Origin of the sequence: Streptosporangium sp. NPDC020072 (genome assembly GCF_040631445.1) — a bacterium.
In the GTDB taxonomy this organism is placed as follows: domain Bacteria; phylum Actinomycetota; class Actinomycetes; order Streptosporangiales; family Streptosporangiaceae; genus Streptosporangium.
On sequence record NZ_JBEYAB010000003.1, the window covers coordinates 286,950 to 302,278 of the forward strand.

At 71.9% G+C, this 15,329-nt stretch carries 15 protein-coding genes; 6 read left to right on the forward strand and 9 right to left on the reverse strand.

Annotated features, from left to right (window positions below; translation table 11 throughout):
* Positions 1-254 precede the first annotated feature (254 nt).
* Together ABZ470_RS07705 and ABZ470_RS07710 are read right to left on the reverse strand one after the other, a co-directional pair.
* Positions 255-953, reverse strand: a complete 699-nt coding sequence (locus ABZ470_RS07705) for a TetR/AcrR family transcriptional regulator (protein WP_362910667.1) — start codon at positions 951-953, stop codon at positions 255-257.
* A gap of 119 nt (positions 954-1,072) precedes the next feature.
* Positions 1,073-1,690, reverse strand: coding sequence for an NADPH-dependent FMN reductase (locus ABZ470_RS07710; protein WP_352008717.1), 618 nt, complete (start codon positions 1,688-1,690; stop codon positions 1,073-1,075).
* Positions 1,691-2,103: 413 nt separating this feature from the next.
* Between ABZ470_RS07710 and ABZ470_RS07715 the strand changes: the two genes are divergently transcribed.
* Both ABZ470_RS07715 and ABZ470_RS07720 read left to right on the forward strand, forming a co-directional pair.
* On the forward strand, positions 2,104-3,294 hold the full coding sequence (locus ABZ470_RS07715; RefSeq protein WP_352008716.1) for an acyl-CoA dehydrogenase family protein: 1,191 nt from the start codon (positions 2,104-2,106) through the stop codon (positions 3,292-3,294).
* Positions 3,295-3,366: 72 nt separating this feature from the next.
* Positions 3,367-3,981 (forward strand): cupin domain-containing protein, encoded by a 615-nt coding sequence (locus ABZ470_RS07720; protein WP_352008715.1) that lies wholly within the window; start codon positions 3,367-3,369, stop codon positions 3,979-3,981.
* A gap of 4 nt (positions 3,982-3,985) precedes the next feature.
* On the opposite strand, the gene ABZ470_RS07725 is transcribed toward ABZ470_RS07720, so the two are convergent.
* The 5 genes from ABZ470_RS07725 to ABZ470_RS07745 all read right to left on the reverse strand — a co-directional run bounded on the left by ABZ470_RS07725 (position 3,986) and on the right by ABZ470_RS07745 (position 8,072).
* The gene (locus ABZ470_RS07725) at positions 3,986-4,876 is read right to left on the reverse strand and encodes a tryptophan 2,3-dioxygenase family protein (protein WP_362775068.1); all 891 of its coding nucleotides are present in this window, start codon (positions 4,874-4,876) and stop codon (positions 3,986-3,988) included.
* 145 nt (positions 4,877-5,021) lie between these two features.
* Positions 5,022-6,044 (reverse strand): LLM class flavin-dependent oxidoreductase, encoded by a 1,023-nt coding sequence (locus ABZ470_RS07730; RefSeq protein ID WP_362910670.1) that lies wholly within the window; start codon positions 6,042-6,044, stop codon positions 5,022-5,024.
* A gap of 10 nt (positions 6,045-6,054) precedes the next feature.
* A complete protein-coding gene (locus ABZ470_RS07735) occupies positions 6,055-6,396 on the reverse strand; it encodes a TIGR04076 family protein (protein ID WP_362910672.1) in 342 nt (113 codons plus the stop codon).
* Positions 6,397-6,418: 22 nt separating this feature from the next.
* Positions 6,419-6,829: a DUF4440 domain-containing protein gene (locus ABZ470_RS07740; RefSeq protein WP_362910674.1), complete on the reverse strand. Its 411-nt coding sequence runs from the start codon at positions 6,827-6,829 to the stop codon at positions 6,419-6,421.
* Positions 6,822-8,072 (reverse strand): amidohydrolase family protein, encoded by a 1,251-nt coding sequence (locus tag ABZ470_RS07745; protein WP_362910676.1) that lies wholly within the window; start codon positions 8,070-8,072, stop codon positions 6,822-6,824. Before ABZ470_RS07745 ends, ABZ470_RS07740 begins: the two co-directional genes overlap by 8 nt.
* Before the next feature lie 233 nt (positions 8,073-8,305).
* Between ABZ470_RS07745 and ABZ470_RS07750 the strand changes: the two genes are divergently transcribed.
* A complete protein-coding gene (locus ABZ470_RS07750) occupies positions 8,306-9,634 on the forward strand; it encodes an NAD(P)/FAD-dependent oxidoreductase (RefSeq protein WP_362910678.1) in 1,329 nt (442 codons plus the stop codon).
* A gap of 400 nt (positions 9,635-10,034) precedes the next feature.
* On the forward strand, positions 10,035-10,340 hold the full coding sequence (locus ABZ470_RS07755) for a hypothetical protein (protein WP_362910680.1): 306 nt from the start codon (positions 10,035-10,037) through the stop codon (positions 10,338-10,340).
* Between the two features lie 135 nt (positions 10,341-10,475).
* On the opposite strand, the gene ABZ470_RS07760 is transcribed toward ABZ470_RS07755, so the two are convergent.
* On the reverse strand, positions 10,476-11,672 hold the full coding sequence (locus ABZ470_RS07760; protein ID WP_362910682.1) for a globin domain-containing protein: 1,197 nt from the start codon (positions 11,670-11,672) through the stop codon (positions 10,476-10,478).
* A gap of 112 nt (positions 11,673-11,784) precedes the next feature.
* Positions 11,785-12,255, reverse strand: coding sequence for an Rrf2 family transcriptional regulator (locus tag ABZ470_RS07765; RefSeq protein ID WP_352008706.1), 471 nt, complete (start codon positions 12,253-12,255; stop codon positions 11,785-11,787).
* Positions 12,256-12,378: 123 nt separating this feature from the next.
* Between ABZ470_RS07765 and ABZ470_RS07770 the strand changes: the two genes are divergently transcribed.
* Positions 12,379-13,914: a helix-turn-helix domain-containing protein gene (locus ABZ470_RS07770; RefSeq protein WP_362910685.1), complete on the forward strand. Its 1,536-nt coding sequence runs from the start codon at positions 12,379-12,381 to the stop codon at positions 13,912-13,914.
* 126 nt (positions 13,915-14,040) lie between these two features.
* The gene (locus ABZ470_RS07775) at positions 14,041-15,291 is read left to right on the forward strand and encodes an FAD-dependent oxidoreductase (protein WP_362910687.1); all 1,251 of its coding nucleotides are present in this window, start codon (positions 14,041-14,043) and stop codon (positions 15,289-15,291) included.
* The last annotated feature ends 38 nt before the right edge of the window (positions 15,292-15,329 follow it).

The window sequence follows — 15,329 nt, forward strand, 5'->3', positions numbered from 1 at the left end:
GAGCGATACCCCGCCCGGCGCGAGGGGCAACAGGCGGCATCACCGCAGGTCAGCACCTGTGGTGATGCCTGTGGTCACGCCGCTCACGGCCGGGTGCCCGGTTCCGTGCCAGGGCTTGGGACCCCGTCGCGACCCGGACCGCGCCGCCGGGCCCGTGGGGTTCGGCGCCCTCAGCCGGACGCTCCCCGATCCGGCCCTCGGCGGTGACACGGCCCGGCTCGCCGGCGCTCCGGTCGCGGGCCCGATGACGTGGTCTACGACCGGGGAGCCGGGGAGGTGAGGTGGGCGAGACCGGCTCGGGCCAGTTCGTCGCGCAGGTGCGCCGCCGACTTCGGCAGCCCCGGCCCGCCGCCGAGGTCGTAGGCGGTCAGGAAGCTGCTCAGGCACATGTGGAAGACCGTCAGCAGGGCCGCCTCCGGGTCGTCGTGCCTGATCTCGTCCTCGTGGCGCAGCACCGCCAGCCTGAAGGAGGCGAACATGCGCTCACGGGCGCGGAGTTTGCGCGCCCTGAGCGGCTCGTCGTCCGTCGAGTGCTCGGCGAGGGGGTGCACGGCCTGGGAGGCGACGTCCTCGGACAGGCAGGTGACGAACGCGAGCACCACGTCCGCCAGGGTCGTCTCGGCCCGCTCCAGCCGTTCGGTGAGGTCGTCCTCAAGGCGGGTGAGGATCATGTCCCCGACCGCCCGCATCAGGCCCTGCTTGCCGTCGAAGCGGCCGTAGATCCCGCCGATGGAGATGCCCGAGGCCTCGGAGACCGCGGCCATCGTGAAGCCGTCGACGCCGTCGCGTGCCAGCACCGTTCTGGCGGCGTCGAGGATCTGCAGGGCGGAGCGGCGGCTGCGGCGCTGCTGGGGCTCCTCAAGCAGACCCTCGTGCAGGCCGGGCAGCCAGCTGCCCCCCGCGTGGTCCTCGGGGCCGCCCTTCCCGGGGGCGGTCGCCGGGCCTCCCGACATGCCATTCCCTCCGCCCAGCGTGGACGCGCGAGGGGCCCCGTCGGTGCTGCCGACAGTGTTGCCGTCGGTGCTGCCGACGGTGTCGCCGTCAGCGGTGCCGTCGCCCCTCGGTCCGGTTGTCAGCGCGTTCCCACCGTAGCAGTATCCGAAGATCCGTTCTGATGTGCTCCGCGTACCCCCCGCGGCGGGGGGACGACGCCGCGCCCGCAGACTTCGAGTCCCACGGTGCGCAGCTGGGTGAGCACCCGCTCGTCGGGCCTCCAGCCGCGCCCGTCACGACCCTCGGCGACGTTGAGGGCCGCGCCGAGGGGGGTGGGCCAGCCCCGCAGCGCGTGCACGATGGTGCGCAGTGCCTGCAGCGTCGTGACGGCCGCCTGCCAGCCGTACGCGGTGGTGACGCAGCCGACCGCGCGGCCCGTCAGGTAGGGACGGGCGTCGTCCCTGAGGTCCTCGGCGTAGTCGAGGGCGTTCTTGACCAGACCGGAGACCGACCCGTGGTAGCCGGGAGAGCAGACGATCACACCGTCCGCCGAGCGCAGCGCCTCGACCAGGCGCCTCCCCGGGCCTCCCGGTGGGCGCGCCGGGTCGTACATCGGCAGGCCGGACAGGTAGTCGGCGCCGAACAGCTCGGTCCTGGCCCCGGCGGAGGCCGCGGCGTCGAGGGCGAGGCGCAGGGCGTTCTCGCTGCTTGAGGAGGCGCGTGTCGTGCCCCCGAGTCCGACGACGAAGGGCTGCATTCCACTGTCTCCTCTGTGGGGAGGGGGTTCGGCCGGTCGTGCGGGCGGGGACCCGGACCGACGACATCGGTCAATCCGAATCAGTATTCTTTTTCGAGTATCCGGCGCTCTCCTCGCTCCGTCAATACCGCGCAACCGACAGCCGGGCACTTCGGTCAAGCCTTGACTTAGAATCCGAATACGGATTTTACTTAATTCGAAGCGCGGGTACGGCTCTCGCGCGGCAGGTCCGGCGGACGGTCGCCTCGACGTCCGGTCCGGACCCCACCGGGCGGCGCGGCCCGGCCGGTTGACGGACGTCCCGGCGCGGCGGTGCGCGCAGGTCGAAGGCCCGGGTTCCAGCTGCTCGTCGGGTACACGACCGCAAGACGGGAGAGGTCATGACTTTTCAGGAAAACGGGGCGACTTCCGCTATGAATGGTGAGGACACCGTCAGACAACGGATAACCGACCTCACCCGCAGAGCCGCGCTCCTGCGCAAGGAACTGCCGGAGAGCGCCGCCGAGGTGGACGCGGCCAACGTCGACACCACGTTCGCAATGCGGCGGATCTGGGAGGAGGGCCTGTTCGCCTTCTGCCTGCCCCACAGGTTCGGCGGGATCAACGACGCCAGGCCCGAGCTGTACACCGAGGACTTCTTCAGGATCGCCCTGGACATCATGGCGGGCGACTCCTCGGCCGGGATGAACTTCGTGGTCCAGGCGCTCGTGACCTTCGAGATCTTCCGGGAGGGCAACACGCTGCCCGAGTCGACGAAGGTGGAGATGGCCCGCCTGATCCGCGACGAGGGCGTCAGGCTCTGCGCCTCGAACTCCGAGGCGGGGGCGCCGGGACCCGTGACGGCCAGGCGCGTCGAGGGCGGTCTCGTCGTCAACGGCACGAAGGCGTTCAACACCAACAGCGGCGGGGGCGGGTGGGCCTCCGTCGGCCTCACCCTTGAGGGAAGGAGGGGCCGCTACAACGCGCTGCTCCCCCTCGACCAGCCGGGCGTGACCATGAAGCACGACTGGGACACCATGGGCCAGCGGGGCACCCACAGCCAGACCATCGTCTACGACGAGGTGTTCGTCCCCGACGGCTACCACTTCAACGGCAACGGCGCCTCCCCGTCCTTCCTGTCCTACGTCTTCCTGATGCACGCGGCGATCATGCTCGGGCCCGGTCTCGGCGCGTTCGACGCCGCCCTCGACTACGTGCGCAAGCTGGACCGTCCGAGCTTCCCCGAGTTCGAGAGCGCGACGGAGGACGTCCTCGTCCGCCGCCGTATCGGCGGTTGCGCGGTCGACCTGCGCGCCGCCCGTGCCTTCCTCCTGGACACCGCCCGCAGGATCGAGCGGTGCGACCTCGACGAGGATCCGACGGAGCTGTTCGTGGAGGCGTTCGGCGTCAAGGTCGCCTGCATCCGGGCGGCGCTGAGCGTGACCCAGGAGATCTTCGATCTCACGGGCGCGCGCAGCACGGCCAACAAGTACCGCTTCGACCGTTTCTGGCGTAACGCCCGCACCTTCGCCACCCACGACCCGACCGACGCCAAGGAGGTCTGGATCGGCGACTGGTACCTCACCGGCAAGGAACCGCCGATGGCGGCGATGCTGCGAGTCTGAGCCCGCGGGCCGTACCGCCGTGCTCCGTGAACTATGTTTGGCGGGAGCGAACAAGGCGGAGGAGGAGAGCCGGTGGCCGTGCCGGAGCACCAGGGCGACGCGAGAGCGGGGGTCCACGGCGACGTCGGCGCCAGGATGCGGCGCTTCCGCAAGGAGCGCGGCCTGACGCTGCGCGGGCTCGCCGCCGCCTCCGGTCTCTCGATCGGGTTCCTGTCCCAGGTCGAACGGGGCATCTCCGCCATCGGCCTGACCGCCCTGAACGGCGTCGCGGCGGCGCTCGGCCGCAGCGTCGGGGACTTCTTCGGCGAGGAGCCCCGGCAGGAGGAGCCGCAGGCCCCGCAGCCGCCCGGCCACTTCACCCTGACCCGGGCGCAGGCCGGGGCCACCGAGTACATCTCGGGACAGCAGACCTACCGCATGCTCTCCGCCCGTGGCCGGAACCTCGTCCTCGAACCGCTGCTGGTGCGCATCGCCCCCGGCGGGCGGCGCGAGGACGCCTACGGCCACCCGGGTGAGGAGTTCGCCTTCGTGCTGGAGGGCGAGCTGATCTACGAGGTAGACGGCGTCGAGCACCGCCTGTACCCGGGTGACAGCGTGCACCTGAGGTCCGCGGTCCCGCACAGCATGTACAACGACACCGACCGGGTCACCACCGTGGTCTCGGTGGTCACCCCCCGGCTCTTCTGAACCGCTACATCGCCGTCCTGGCCGACCACAGCTCGGGGAAGACCTCCCGGCGCAGGCTGCGCTCAAGCCAGCTCAGCCCGCTCGAACCGCCCGAGCCCGGCTTGGCCCCCATGGACCTGCGCACCGCCATGAGGTGACGGTAACGCCAGTCGGAGAAGCGCTCGGACAGGTCGGTGAGCGCCTCGCCCAGGGCCCACAGCTCATCGCCCGGCCCCCGCTCGGCGTAGACCCTGACCCAGGCCGCCTCGACCAGCGGGCTGGGGACGTACTCCGCGGTGAGGTCGTGCCGCACGGGGATGTCGAAGCCCCTCCTGGCCAGCAGGGCCAGCGTGCTGTCGTAGAGGCTCGGGGCCCGCAGGGCGTCGAGCAGCTCCTGGTGGACCTTCGGGTCCCGGCGGTGCGGGCGGATCAGCGACTCCGACTTGTTGCCCAGCAGGAACTCCAGGTGCCGGTACATCGCCGACTGGAATCCCGAGGCCTCGCCGAGCTCGTCGCGGAAGGAGTTGAACTGGGCGGGGGTCATCCAGCCGAGTGCCGTCCAGGCCGCGTTGAGCGCCTCGAAGTGGCGCACGCTCCTGACGATCACCGTGGTGGCCCCGGTCACGTCGTCCTCGTCGAGCAGCCCCCTGGCCAGGGTCCACTCCGCGCGCAGCAGGCCGAAGTAGAGCTCCATGACCTGGGTGGTCACCAGGAACGCCAGTTCCTCGGGCACGTCGGTGACCGTCCGCTGCAGGCCGTGCAGGACCTCGGTGCCGACGTACTCGTCGTAGGGGGTCCGTGCCGTGAACTCCAGTGTGGGCGCGCCCGCGTTGGCCGCCGCCCGGTCGGCGCGCCCGCGTTTGTCCATCACCCCGACCCGGCCTGCCCCCGGGCCTCTGGTGCGCCTCGTCGTCATGTGGCCTCCTTCGTTCAGCTATATGTTCACGCTTGCTGAACGTTCCTGAAATCAGGACTGTGAGGTGATTAGCGCCTTTCGCCTTATGCACCGAAGGTTATCGGCGGATCGGGTTTCGACATGACGGAACGTGACCCCCTCGTGCTCAACCGGCCACGACACGCGGGGAACGGTCGAGCAGCGCAAGCACCGCGCCGCCGAGCAGATCTACGCCGCCGTCGTCGGTGAGGCCGTGCGGGGTGCCGAACTCCACGCGCCGCACCCCGGCGTCGATGAGCGCCTGCGCCTGCGCGGCGACGTGCTCGGGATCGCCGGAGAAGGCGAACAGGTCGAGCAGGTCACCGGGGATCAGCCGCCCGGCCTCCTCGTGCCGTCCGGCGTCGACCAGCTCCTTGACCCGGGCCAGCAGGTCGGCGGGGACGTTCGCGGTCGGGTCGAGGTCCGCGACGACCGCGAGGTACATGGCGACCTCGGTGCGGGCCCTGGCCCTGGCCGCCGCCCCGTCCCGGTCGACGACGGTCACCGCGCCGAACACCAGCCCGACGTCGGCGGGATCGCGCCCCGCCTCCGCCGCGCCGCGCGCGACCCGTTCGCGCATCACCGGGACCATCGCCGGGTTGGCACTGCCGCCGACCTTCAGCTCGTCGGCGATCCGCCCGGCCAGGGCGGCCCCCTTCGGCCCCCACGCGCCCAGCAGCAGGGGCGGGCGCGGCCTGTGCACGGCGTAGCGCAGCGCGGTGCCCGGGGCCAGGCGGAACATCTCCCCCTCGAACCCCTCCCGGTCGCCCGCGAGCAGCAGGTGGACCACCTTCACCGCCTCGTCGAGCGCGGTCAGCGGTCTGGGCTGGGCGATGCCGACGGCACCGAGCCAGGTGCCCCTGGCCAGTCCCAGGTAGGCCCGGCCGTGCGAGGCCAGGTCGAGCGCCGCCACCTGCCCCGCGATCTCGTACGGCGCCGCCGAGTAGGGGTTGAGGCAGGCCGGGCCGAGCCGTACCCGGCGGGTGGCGGCGGCCATCTCAAGCAGCGGGAAGATCGGGGGCTGGTACATCAGGTCGCCGAACACGCTCAGCACGTCGAAGCCGTGCTCCTCCGCGCGGCGGGCGAGCCTGGCGTAGTCGCCCGCCCTCTTGTCGCTCTGCAGGCCGAGGCCGATCTCGGCGACGGTCATGGGGGCTCCTTCAGGTCAGGTCGGCGGAGTTCATCCTGCGGCGGCCGGTGCGCTCGACCCGCATCACCAGCCGTTCCTCGGGGTCGGGGCAGGCGAACAGGGAGTCCTGGGCCAGCCAGTCCCCCGAGGCGAGGTCACGCTGCTTGGCCGCGAGGAAGGGCAGCACCGAGGCGAGCGCGTACACGCAGAAGTGCCCTCCGTCGGGCAGCCGCAGGTGCGCGCTGTTCTCCAGGGTGAAACAGTCGCCGACCTCCATCCCGCAGACGGACCTGCCCTCGATGCGGTCGACCACGACCCGCAGGTCGTAGAGCTCCATGTCGCCGTCTTCCGTGTTCTCCACGGGGTTCTCCACGGTGACGTCTCCTTTCAGGGCCTCAGGGTCCGAGCAGTTCGGCGTGGTGGTGGACGATGAGCCACGTGTCACCGGTACGGCGCAGCACGTCGGTCACCCTGCTGTACTCGGCGGGGGCGCCCGGCGGTTCGGCGACGAGCACGTAGCGGGCGACGCCGGTGTCCCCCCACACGTCGATCCGTCTGTCCTGCGCGCGCAGCCCGTCGAGGACGGGCCGGGCGCCCGATTGGTCCCTTTCTTCACGATATGCATCCAGCTCGGCGCGGGTGCGCAGCGGCCCCGGCAGATGGGTCTCCCAGACGGTGACCTCGGCGTGCAGGTAGGCGTCGAAGCGCGCCCGGTCGCCCCGCAGGAACGCCTCGTACATGTCGTCGATGCCCGTCGAGATCGCCTCGACGTCGGCGCTCGCGGTCCCGGACACGCTCTCAGACATGGTTCGCCTCTCCGGCCCGGTCGTCGCGGACGACCCGGCCTCCCTTCATCACCCAGCGGATCGTGCGGAAGGCCGACGCCGAGTCCAGCGGGTCGGCGTCCATGGCGACGAGGTCGGCGTAGCGGCCCTCCTCGACGGTGCCGATGTCCTGCGCGGCGCCGAGCCAGCGGGCGGGGCCCAGCGTGGCCGCGTACAGCGCGCGGGCCGGGCCGAGGCCGCCCTCCGACATGTGCTCAAGCTCCCGCACCGTCGCGTTGGTGCCCTCGAAGTCCCAGAAGGGCGGCATGTCGCTGCCCAGCAGCATCTCGACGCCCGCCTCCAGGGCCATGGCGTAGCTCTCCAGGTGGCGCGGGCCGGCCCCCAGGGAGCGGCACTGCATCCACTCGGGCACGCCGAGTTCGTCGAAGAACTCCTTGCACCTGGTGACGATGAGGGTCGGCACCAGGGCGGTGCCGCGCGCCGCCATCGCCGCCGCGACCTCCGGAGTGAGCTGGTAGCCGTGTTCGACGCAGTCGAGGCCGAGTTCCACGGCCTCGGCGATCACCGGGGCGGGGCCGGCGTGCGCGGTGACCTTGCGCCCCCAGGCGTGGGCGGTGGCGAGCACCGCGGCCATCTCGTCGGAGAACAGCTGCGGGGTGTCGATGCGCTCGTGCTCCCCGGCGATCCCGCCGGAGATCATCACCTTGATCAGGTCGGCGCCCGCCCTGAGCTGCGTGCGGACGCCACGTCTGAACCCGTCGGCGCCGTCGCACTCCAGGGTGTCCGAGCCCTCGTGGCCGTGTCCGCCGGTGCAGACCAGCGCCTGCCCCGCGGTGAAGATGCGCGGTCCCGTCGCGGTGCCCGCCTCGATGGCGCGGCGCAGGGCGAAGTCGGCGTGGTCCTTCTCCGCCACGCACCGCACGGTGGTGACGCCGCAGCGCAGGGTGCGCCGGGCCCCGTCGGCCATGTGCAGGGCCAGTTCGTGGGGGTTGAGGTTCTTGACGCCCTCCCCGGCGCCGCCGGGCAGCGACAGCGAGAAGTGGGTGTGCATGTTGACCAGGCCCGGCGTGAGGTGGGCGCCGTCCAGGTCGATCACCCTCGCCCCCTCGGCGTGGGGCAGGACCTCCTCCCGGGGGCCGGTGAGCACGATGCGCTCTCCCCTGACCAGCACGGCCGCGTCGGTGAGCACTCGCGCGCCCTCGGCGGTCGTGCCGTCCGCCCTGCTGTCGACCACGGTGCAGTTGACGATGACGAGGTCGCCCATCGGCCGTCCTTTCCGTCGCCGGGCCTTCCTGGCCACGGCCCGTCCGTTCTATCAGGCATAAGTTTCATGAACAAGGGATGGCATGTCGTTCACGGGTAAAGCCCGATCCGAGGTGAGCCTTGCCGGACGACGTTCACCGTTTTTCACACGGGCGTTACGCACCTCCGACGCTTGACGCCGCGTGTGGCGGGCAGGGCCGATAGGGCGGGATTCACCACCGGAGGAGGCCGGACATGGGCAAGCGGCAACGGATCGTCGTGGTGGGAGGGGGCTTCGCGGGCTTCAGCGCGGCCCGGACCCTCTCCCGGATGGCGCGCGGCGCGATCGAGATCGTCCTGATCAACCCGACCGACTACTTCCTCTATCTCCCGCTGCTGCCGGAGGTCGCGGCCGGGATCCTCGACCCACGCAAGATCGCGATTCCCCTGACGAGCGTCTGCCCCGGGGTACGGCACCTGCTCGCCTCGGTCGAGGCGATCGACGTGGCGGGCAGGCGGGTGCGGTGCGTCGACCCCGAGGGGCGAAGCCGTGAGATCGGCTACGACCGCCTGGTGCTCTCGGTCGGCAGCGTCAACAAGCTGCTGCCCGTTCCCGGGGTGGCCGAGCACGCCCACGGTTTCCGCAGCCTCGCCGAGGCCCTCTACCTGCGTGACCATCTCATCCGGCAGATCGAGCTCGCCGACGCCTCCGACGACCGGGAGGAGCGCCGGGCGCGGTGCACGTTCGTCGTCGTCGGCGCCGGATACACCGGGACCGAGGTCACCGCCCAGGGGCAGCTGCTGGCCCTGGACACCTGGCGGCGCCGCCCCGGCCTGCGCGAACAGCCGGTCCGCTGGATCCTGGCCGACCTCGCCCCGCGCATCCTGCCCGACCTGGACGAGCGGCTCTCCCGGGTCGCCCACCGCACCCTGGCCGAACGCGGCGTCGAGATCCGCACCGGCACCAGCGTGGCCGAGGCGACCTCGGACGGGGTCAGGCTCTCCGACGGGGAGTTCGTGCCGACCCGCTCGCTGATCTGGTGCGTCGGCGTCCGGCCGGACCCGCTGGTCGAGTCGCTCGGGCTGCCGACGGAGCGGGGCAGGCTGCTGGTCGACGAGTATCTCGGCGTCCCCGGCCATCCCGAGATCCTCGCCTGCGGGGACGCGGCGGCCGTACCCGATCTGACCAGGCCGGGCGAGTACACCGCGATGACCGCCCAGCACGCCGTACGGCAGGGCGCGCGGGCCGCGCTCAACCTGGCCGCCTCCTACGGCAGGGCGGAGCGGGAGCCGTACCGGCACGACGACCTCGGGTTCGTCGTCGATCTCGGCGGGGTCAAGGCCGCCGCCGACCCACTGGGGGTGCCCCTTTCCGGGCTGCCCGCAAAGGTGGTCGCCAGGGGGTATCACCTGCTGGCGATCCCCGGGGGCAGGACGCGCATCGCGGGCGACTGGCTGCTGGACGCGCTGCTGCCGCGCCAGACGGTCCAGCTCGACCTGGTACGCGGGCAGCAGGTCCCGCTGGACTCCGCCGCACCGCTTCCCACGCTCTCCGGGCAGCGGCCGAGGGAACACGTCCGATAGCCGGTTCCGGGAGAGGGTTCACGGTCGGCCGAAACTACTGTGCCGTCGGCCCTTGACTCATCTTCCCAGGCAAGTATCTTCCTATTTAGGAAACTTTCCTAAAGGAAAGGCCCGATCGGCGCTTCCGACACTCCAAGTCCCCCCGCGGAGGAAGAAGACGTGAAAGCCAGAACATGGGCGATCGCTCCCCTGAAGCCCGCCGGGCGGATCTCCTCCATCACGAACTCCAGCACGGCCGTCTCCGTCGGCGCGCCCGCGCGCTGACCCTCCAGCCTCCGTTCCCTGGTGTGTGCCACCCCAGGAGAGCGGACACCGGAGCACACGCTCCGGCCGCCGCGCGGGCGGCTCCGCCGTACCCGCGAATCACCCCCCACCTCTCCACCCCTCGGAGGAAACGCTCTTGAAACCCCGTATCCGGGCACTGTCCCTGTCCGCGGCGACCCTGCTCACCGGCGCGCTCCTGATCGGCGGAGCCTCCGGCGCCAGCGCGGCCCCCGAGAGCTGCAACGTCTCCACCTCGGGGTCCTACGCCTCCAGCTACTGCGCCTCGGGCACCGGTCAGCACCGGGTCGGCGTCACCGTCCTGCACGCCAACCCCTCCGTCGGTTACGTCTACAGCGTGGGGCCGTGGGTCTCCGCGGGCGCCACCTCGACGGCCTACCTCCCGCCGGGGACCATCGTCTCTCTCAGGACCGAGAAGCGCTGACCCGCTGTCCGTACGGCTGACGCACCCCCTGGACCATCACGATCCCGCCAGCCGGGACACCACATAGAGAAAGGGACGGCCACCCACGGCCGCCCGGCACCCGCCGGACGGCCACCGGGTGGCCGTTCTGTCGTCCTAGGCGTCCTCGTCCGCCAGCCAGAGGTCGGGACCGAAGACCTCGTAGTGGACGTCACGCGCCGCCACCCCGGCGTGGATGAGCTGGGTACGCGCCCGGCGCATGAAGGGCAGCGGCCCGCACAGGTAGGCGACCGCGCCCTCGGGCACCTCGACTCCGGCCAGGTCCATCAGCCCGGTCCTGGCCCCCTCCGGTGCCCCGTCCTCGTACCACAGGAGGCTCTCGGCGCGGGACAGCGACCCGAGGTGCTCGGCCGTCTCCTCGCGCAGCGCGTGGTTGGCCGGGGAGCGGTCGGCGTGCAGCAGCATGACCTGACGCTCGGAACCGGTCTCGGCCAGGTGCCCCAGCATCGCGGCGATCGGGGTGCACCCGATGCCCGCCGAGGCGAGCACGAGCGGGCGGTCGCCGTCCTCAAGCGTGACCTCCCCGAACGGCGCGGACAGCGTCAGCTCGTCACCGGCTCGCACCGTCTCGTGCAGCAGACCGGACACCTCGCCCGCGGGCGAGCCGTCACCGCGCACCCGCTTGACCGTGATCCGCCGCAGGCCGTCCCGCCCACCGGACAGGGTGTACTGACGGAGCTGACGGACGCCGTCCGGCATCAGCACCCGGACGCTGACGTACTGTCCCGGCCGCGCGGGCGGCACCGGTTCCCCGTCGAGCGGCCTCAGCAGGAAGGAGGCCACGTCGGGTGTCTCCTCGTGGCGTTCGACGACGCTCCAGCGCCGCCAGGTCCTCTCCCCCTCGCCGGCTCCGGCCTCGGCGTACAGGCGTGCCTCCATGGCGATCAACGCGCCCGCCATCAACCAGTAGACCTCGTCCCACGCCTGCGCGACCTCGGGGGTCACCGCGTCGCCGAGCACGTCGGCGATCGCCCCGAAGAGGTATTTGTGCACGATGACGTACTGGTCCTGGGTCACCCCGACCGCGGCGTGCTTGTGCGCGATCCTGGCGAGCAGCCGGTCGGGGCGCTCGTCGGGGTGGTCGAGCAGCGCGGTCGCGAAGGAGGCGATGGACCCGGCCAGTGCCCTTCGCTGCTCACCGCTGGCCTGGTTGCCGCGGTTGAAAAGACCGTCGAGCAACTCGGGACGGTCGGCGAACATCGTGGCGTAGAACCGCGTGGTGATCGCGTCGAGCGAGGCTCCGATGACGGGAAGCGTGGCGCGGACGGTCTCGGCGGACTCCGGGGAAAGCACGTGGCCTCCAGGGGAGGGGATGGGAGAGAACGGGAGGAAGTTAAATATTCATCTGACATGCAAATTAAAGCCCGTGATCTCCACCGGCCACTGGGGCCGAAAGCCATCTCCTCTAGGGACGAAGGTCCCCCTCCCGCCCTTCCTGCCCCGGACCCCGTCCGAGCAGGACGAGCGCGGGGCCGGTCGGGGAGGCCACCAGGGACTCGACGGTGATCCGGTCGAGCGAGGCGAAGAACGCCTCCCTGGCCTCGGCCAGCGCCGTACGGAGCCTGCACGCCGCCCGCAGCGGGCACGGCGGGTCGTCCTCGCATCCGGCCAGGTCTCCCCCGCTCTCCAGCGCGCGGGCGATGCCGCCGATCGAGGCGTCCCGGCCCGCGCCGGTGAGCCGGAGCCCGCCTCCGCGTCCCCGCCTGGTCTCGACCAGGCCGAGCTCGACCAGGCGCGCCACCGCCTTCGCCGCGTGCGAGTACGGCACCGCCAGCCCCAGCGCGACCGTACGGGTGGTGAGCAGGTCCTCTTCCCGTGCCACGGCCAACCGCATCACGATACGAAGTGATATGTCGGTGAAGGCGGTCAGGCGCATGTCCTCACCGTAGGCCTTCGGGAGGCCTGCGGACCCGTTCCCCGGACACGACCGGGGAACGGCGGGGACGGGGGAGAATCGGGGTGTGGAACGCACCAGAGGCCGCATTCCCGGACGCACCGGATGCTGAGGCTGGACCGGCTGGTCAACGTGCTCGGCGGGTACGGCGCCCGGCTGTGCTGCGCCCCGGCCTCCCGGGACGTCGAACTGCGCAGTGTGGTCGTGCACGACCCGACCGACGCCCGTCCCGCGACGGGTGAGGTGTTCCTGGCCGTCGGCGTGGACTCGGCGGCCGAGGCGGTCCGCCTGGCGCGGGCGGCGCGCGCCGTCGCGATGCTGGTGCGGGTGAGCCCGCCGCTCGACGAGGCCGTGCTCGCCGAGGCCGTGGGCGCCGGCATCGCCGTGCTGCTGGTCGAGCCCGAGGTCTCCTGGAGCCAGCTGTCCGGGGTGGTCTACGGCCTGGTGCTCGAAGGGCGCGAGACCGACGCCGGGCGGGGACCAACCGACCTGTTCGCCTTCGCCGACACCCTCGCCTCCGAGGTCGGCTCCGCGGTGACGATCGAGGACCAGATGTCCCGCGTCCTGGCCTACTCGGGCTCGCAGCAGACCGCGGACCCGGCCCGGCTTGAGACCATCCTGGGCAGGCGGGTGCCGGATGCCGTACGACGGCTGTTCGAGGGCAAGGGGGTCTTCGCGCACCTGGCGACCTCCGACGAGCCCCTGTTCGTCGGCCCCTCCCCCGAGCACGGCCTCAGGGGCCGCATGGTGGTCGCCGTGCGGGCGGGGCGTGAGCTGCTGGGGTCGATCTGGGTCGAGTGCGAACGGCCCCTGCCGGAACGGCACAGGACGGTCCTCGGTGACGGGGCCCGGGCGGTGGCGCTGCACCTGCTGCGCTCCCGGGTCAGCGCCGACCTGGAGCGCCAGGTGGAGTCCGACCTGGTCATCCGCCTGCTGGAGGGTACGGCCGACGCCCACGCGGTGATCACCAGGCTCGGCCTGCCGAGGGGACGGTTCCGGGTGATCGCGCTCCAGGCGCACATCGCCGAGGAGCGGCACGCCGCGGTGCTGCTGGCGTTCGAGCGGGCCACCACCGGTTTCGGCTGGTCACGGCCCGGGCGCAGCACGCTGTTCGGCAACACCCTGTACACGCTGCTGCCCTGCGGCAACGACGTGACCCCCGCCCTGGACTGGCTGGCCGCGATGGTGCGGGTGCTGCCCCGGCAGGTCACCGTGCTCGCGGGCGTCGGCGGCGCCGCGGACCCGGCGCAGCTGCCCTCCTGCAGGCAGGAGGCCGACGAGAGCCTCGCCCTGCGGGCGGCCCGGCCCGGCGGCGGCGTCGCGGTCGTCTACGACGAGTCGTGGGATGAGATTCTGCTGCAGCGGCTACGGGCCGCGGCCTCTGCGGGGCGCGTCCCCTCCCGGGGCCCCGTCGCCGACCTGACCAGGCACGACGCCGAGCACGGCACCCGCCACATCGCGACACTGCGCGCCTGGCTTGAGGCGCAGGGGGACCTGGCCACCGCCGCCGAACGTCTCGGCGTGCACCCGAACACCGTGAGATACCGGCTCAGGAGGATGGCCGAGATCACCGATCTGCGGCTCGACGTGCCGGAGAAGCGGCTGGCGATGATCATCGCCCTGGCCGTCGGCCGTCCCTGATCTTCGGTCTTTGTCGTTGTCCGTCAAACCTCCCCGATCCACTTGTCCGCGGCATACAGTTCATTTCCCCTCTGTTCCGACGATGCTCGAATGGTAGGAACCCCTCAAGAAGCGAAAGAAGTGGTCATGGGTGTCGACGGTGGGCCGCGCTCGGTCGTGGTGATCGGTGCCGGTGTGGTGGGCCTGTCCACCGCGTGGTTCCTGCGGGAGCACGGGGTCGAGGTCACCGTGGTCGACCGCGACGGCGTCGCGGCGGGCGCCTCGTGGGGCAACGCGGGCTGGCTCTCCCCCGGTCTGGCGATCCCGTTGAACGAGCCCGGCGTCCTGAAGTACGGCCTGCGCTCCCTGCTCGACCCCGGCGCGCCGCTGCACGTGCCCGCCACCCCCGACGTCAGGCTGTGGACCTTCCTCACCCGGTTCGCGGCGAACTGCACCTGGAGGTCGTGGAACCGCGCCGTGCGCGCCAACCTCGCCTTCAACGAGGAGTGCCTCGCGACGTTCGACACCCTGACCTCCAACGGTGTCGAGGCCCCGACCATCAAGGCCCCCATCACCGCGGCCTTCGAGAACGTACGGCAGGCCACCGGCCTGCTGCACGAGCTCAGGCGTATCGACGGCTCCGGCCTGAAGATCGACTACACCGCGCTCGACGGCGACGCCCTGCGCGAGCAGATGCCGCAGCTGTCCTCCAAGGTGCGGGCGGGCATCCGGCTCGACGACCAGCGTTACGTCGACCCGGGACGGTTCACCCACTCGCTGGCCGAGTCGGTCGTCGCCAAGGGCGCCGTCATCCGCTCCGGCTTCCGGGTGACCGGGGTGCACGAGGAGGCGGGCGGCCTGGCCGTACGGTCGGGGGCCGGGGAGACGGTCGTCGCGGACGCCGTTGTCCTGGCGACCGGCGCCTGGCTGAACGATCTCGGCGCCGCCTGGGGGGTCCGGGTCCCGGTGCGCGCGGGACGCGGCTACTCCTTCACCGTCCCCACCGACAAGCCCGTCCCCGGGCCGGTCTACCTGCCCGCCGTCCGGGTGGCGTGCACGCCGTACCAGGACAAGCTGCGGGTCGCGGGGACGATGGAGTTCCGTGACGCGGACGCCCCGCTCGACCGGGCACGCATCGACGCGATCATCGCCTCGGCCAAGCCGCTGCTGGCCGGCGTCTCGTGGGACGGGCTCACCGACGCGTGGGTCGGGCCGCGTCCCGTCACCCCCGACGGCCGTCCCCTCGTCGGGGCGACGAACGCGCCCGGCAGGTTCGTCGCGGGCGGGCACGGCATGTGGGGGCTCACCCACGGCCCGGTCACCGGGCGCCTGCTCGCCGAGCAGATCGTCACGGGCAGGCAGCCCGCCGCCCTGCGGGACTTCGACCCTGTCCGCTGAAGGTCCGCTGCGGGACCCACTCCGTGAGGCCCGGTGGA

Coding starts and splice junctions, on each gene's coding strand:
- ABZ470_RS07740 (WP_362910674.1), bottom strand. CDS start 6,829: ATGTCTGAGAGCGTGTCCGGGACCGCGAGCGCCGACGTCGAGGCGATC.
- ABZ470_RS07775 (WP_362910687.1), top strand. CDS start 14,041: ATGGGTGTCGACGGTGGGCCGCGCTCGGTCGTGGTGATCGGTGCCGGT.
- ABZ470_RS07705 (WP_362910667.1), bottom strand. CDS start 953: ATGTCGGGAGGCCCGGCGACCGCCCCCGGGAAGGGCGGCCCCGAGGAC.
- ABZ470_RS07745 (WP_362910676.1), bottom strand. CDS start 8,072: ATGGGCGACCTCGTCATCGTCAACTGCACCGTGGTCGACAGCAGGGCG.
- ABZ470_RS07765 (WP_352008706.1), bottom strand. CDS start 12,255: ATGCGCCTGACCGCCTTCACCGACATATCACTTCGTATCGTGATGCGG.
- ABZ470_RS07715 (WP_352008716.1), top strand. CDS start 2,104: ATGAATGGTGAGGACACCGTCAGACAACGGATAACCGACCTCACCCGC.
- ABZ470_RS07710 (WP_352008717.1), bottom strand. CDS start 1,690: ATGCAGCCCTTCGTCGTCGGACTCGGGGGCACGACACGCGCCTCCTCA.
- ABZ470_RS07770 (WP_362910685.1), top strand. CDS start 12,379: ATGCTGAGGCTGGACCGGCTGGTCAACGTGCTCGGCGGGTACGGCGCC.
- ABZ470_RS07750 (WP_362910678.1), top strand. CDS start 8,306: ATGGGCAAGCGGCAACGGATCGTCGTGGTGGGAGGGGGCTTCGCGGGC.
- ABZ470_RS07725 (WP_362775068.1), bottom strand. CDS start 4,876: ATGACGACGAGGCGCACCAGAGGCCCGGGGGCAGGCCGGGTCGGGGTG.
- ABZ470_RS07730 (WP_362910670.1), bottom strand. CDS start 6,044: ATGACCGTCGCCGAGATCGGCCTCGGCCTGCAGAGCGACAAGAGGGCG.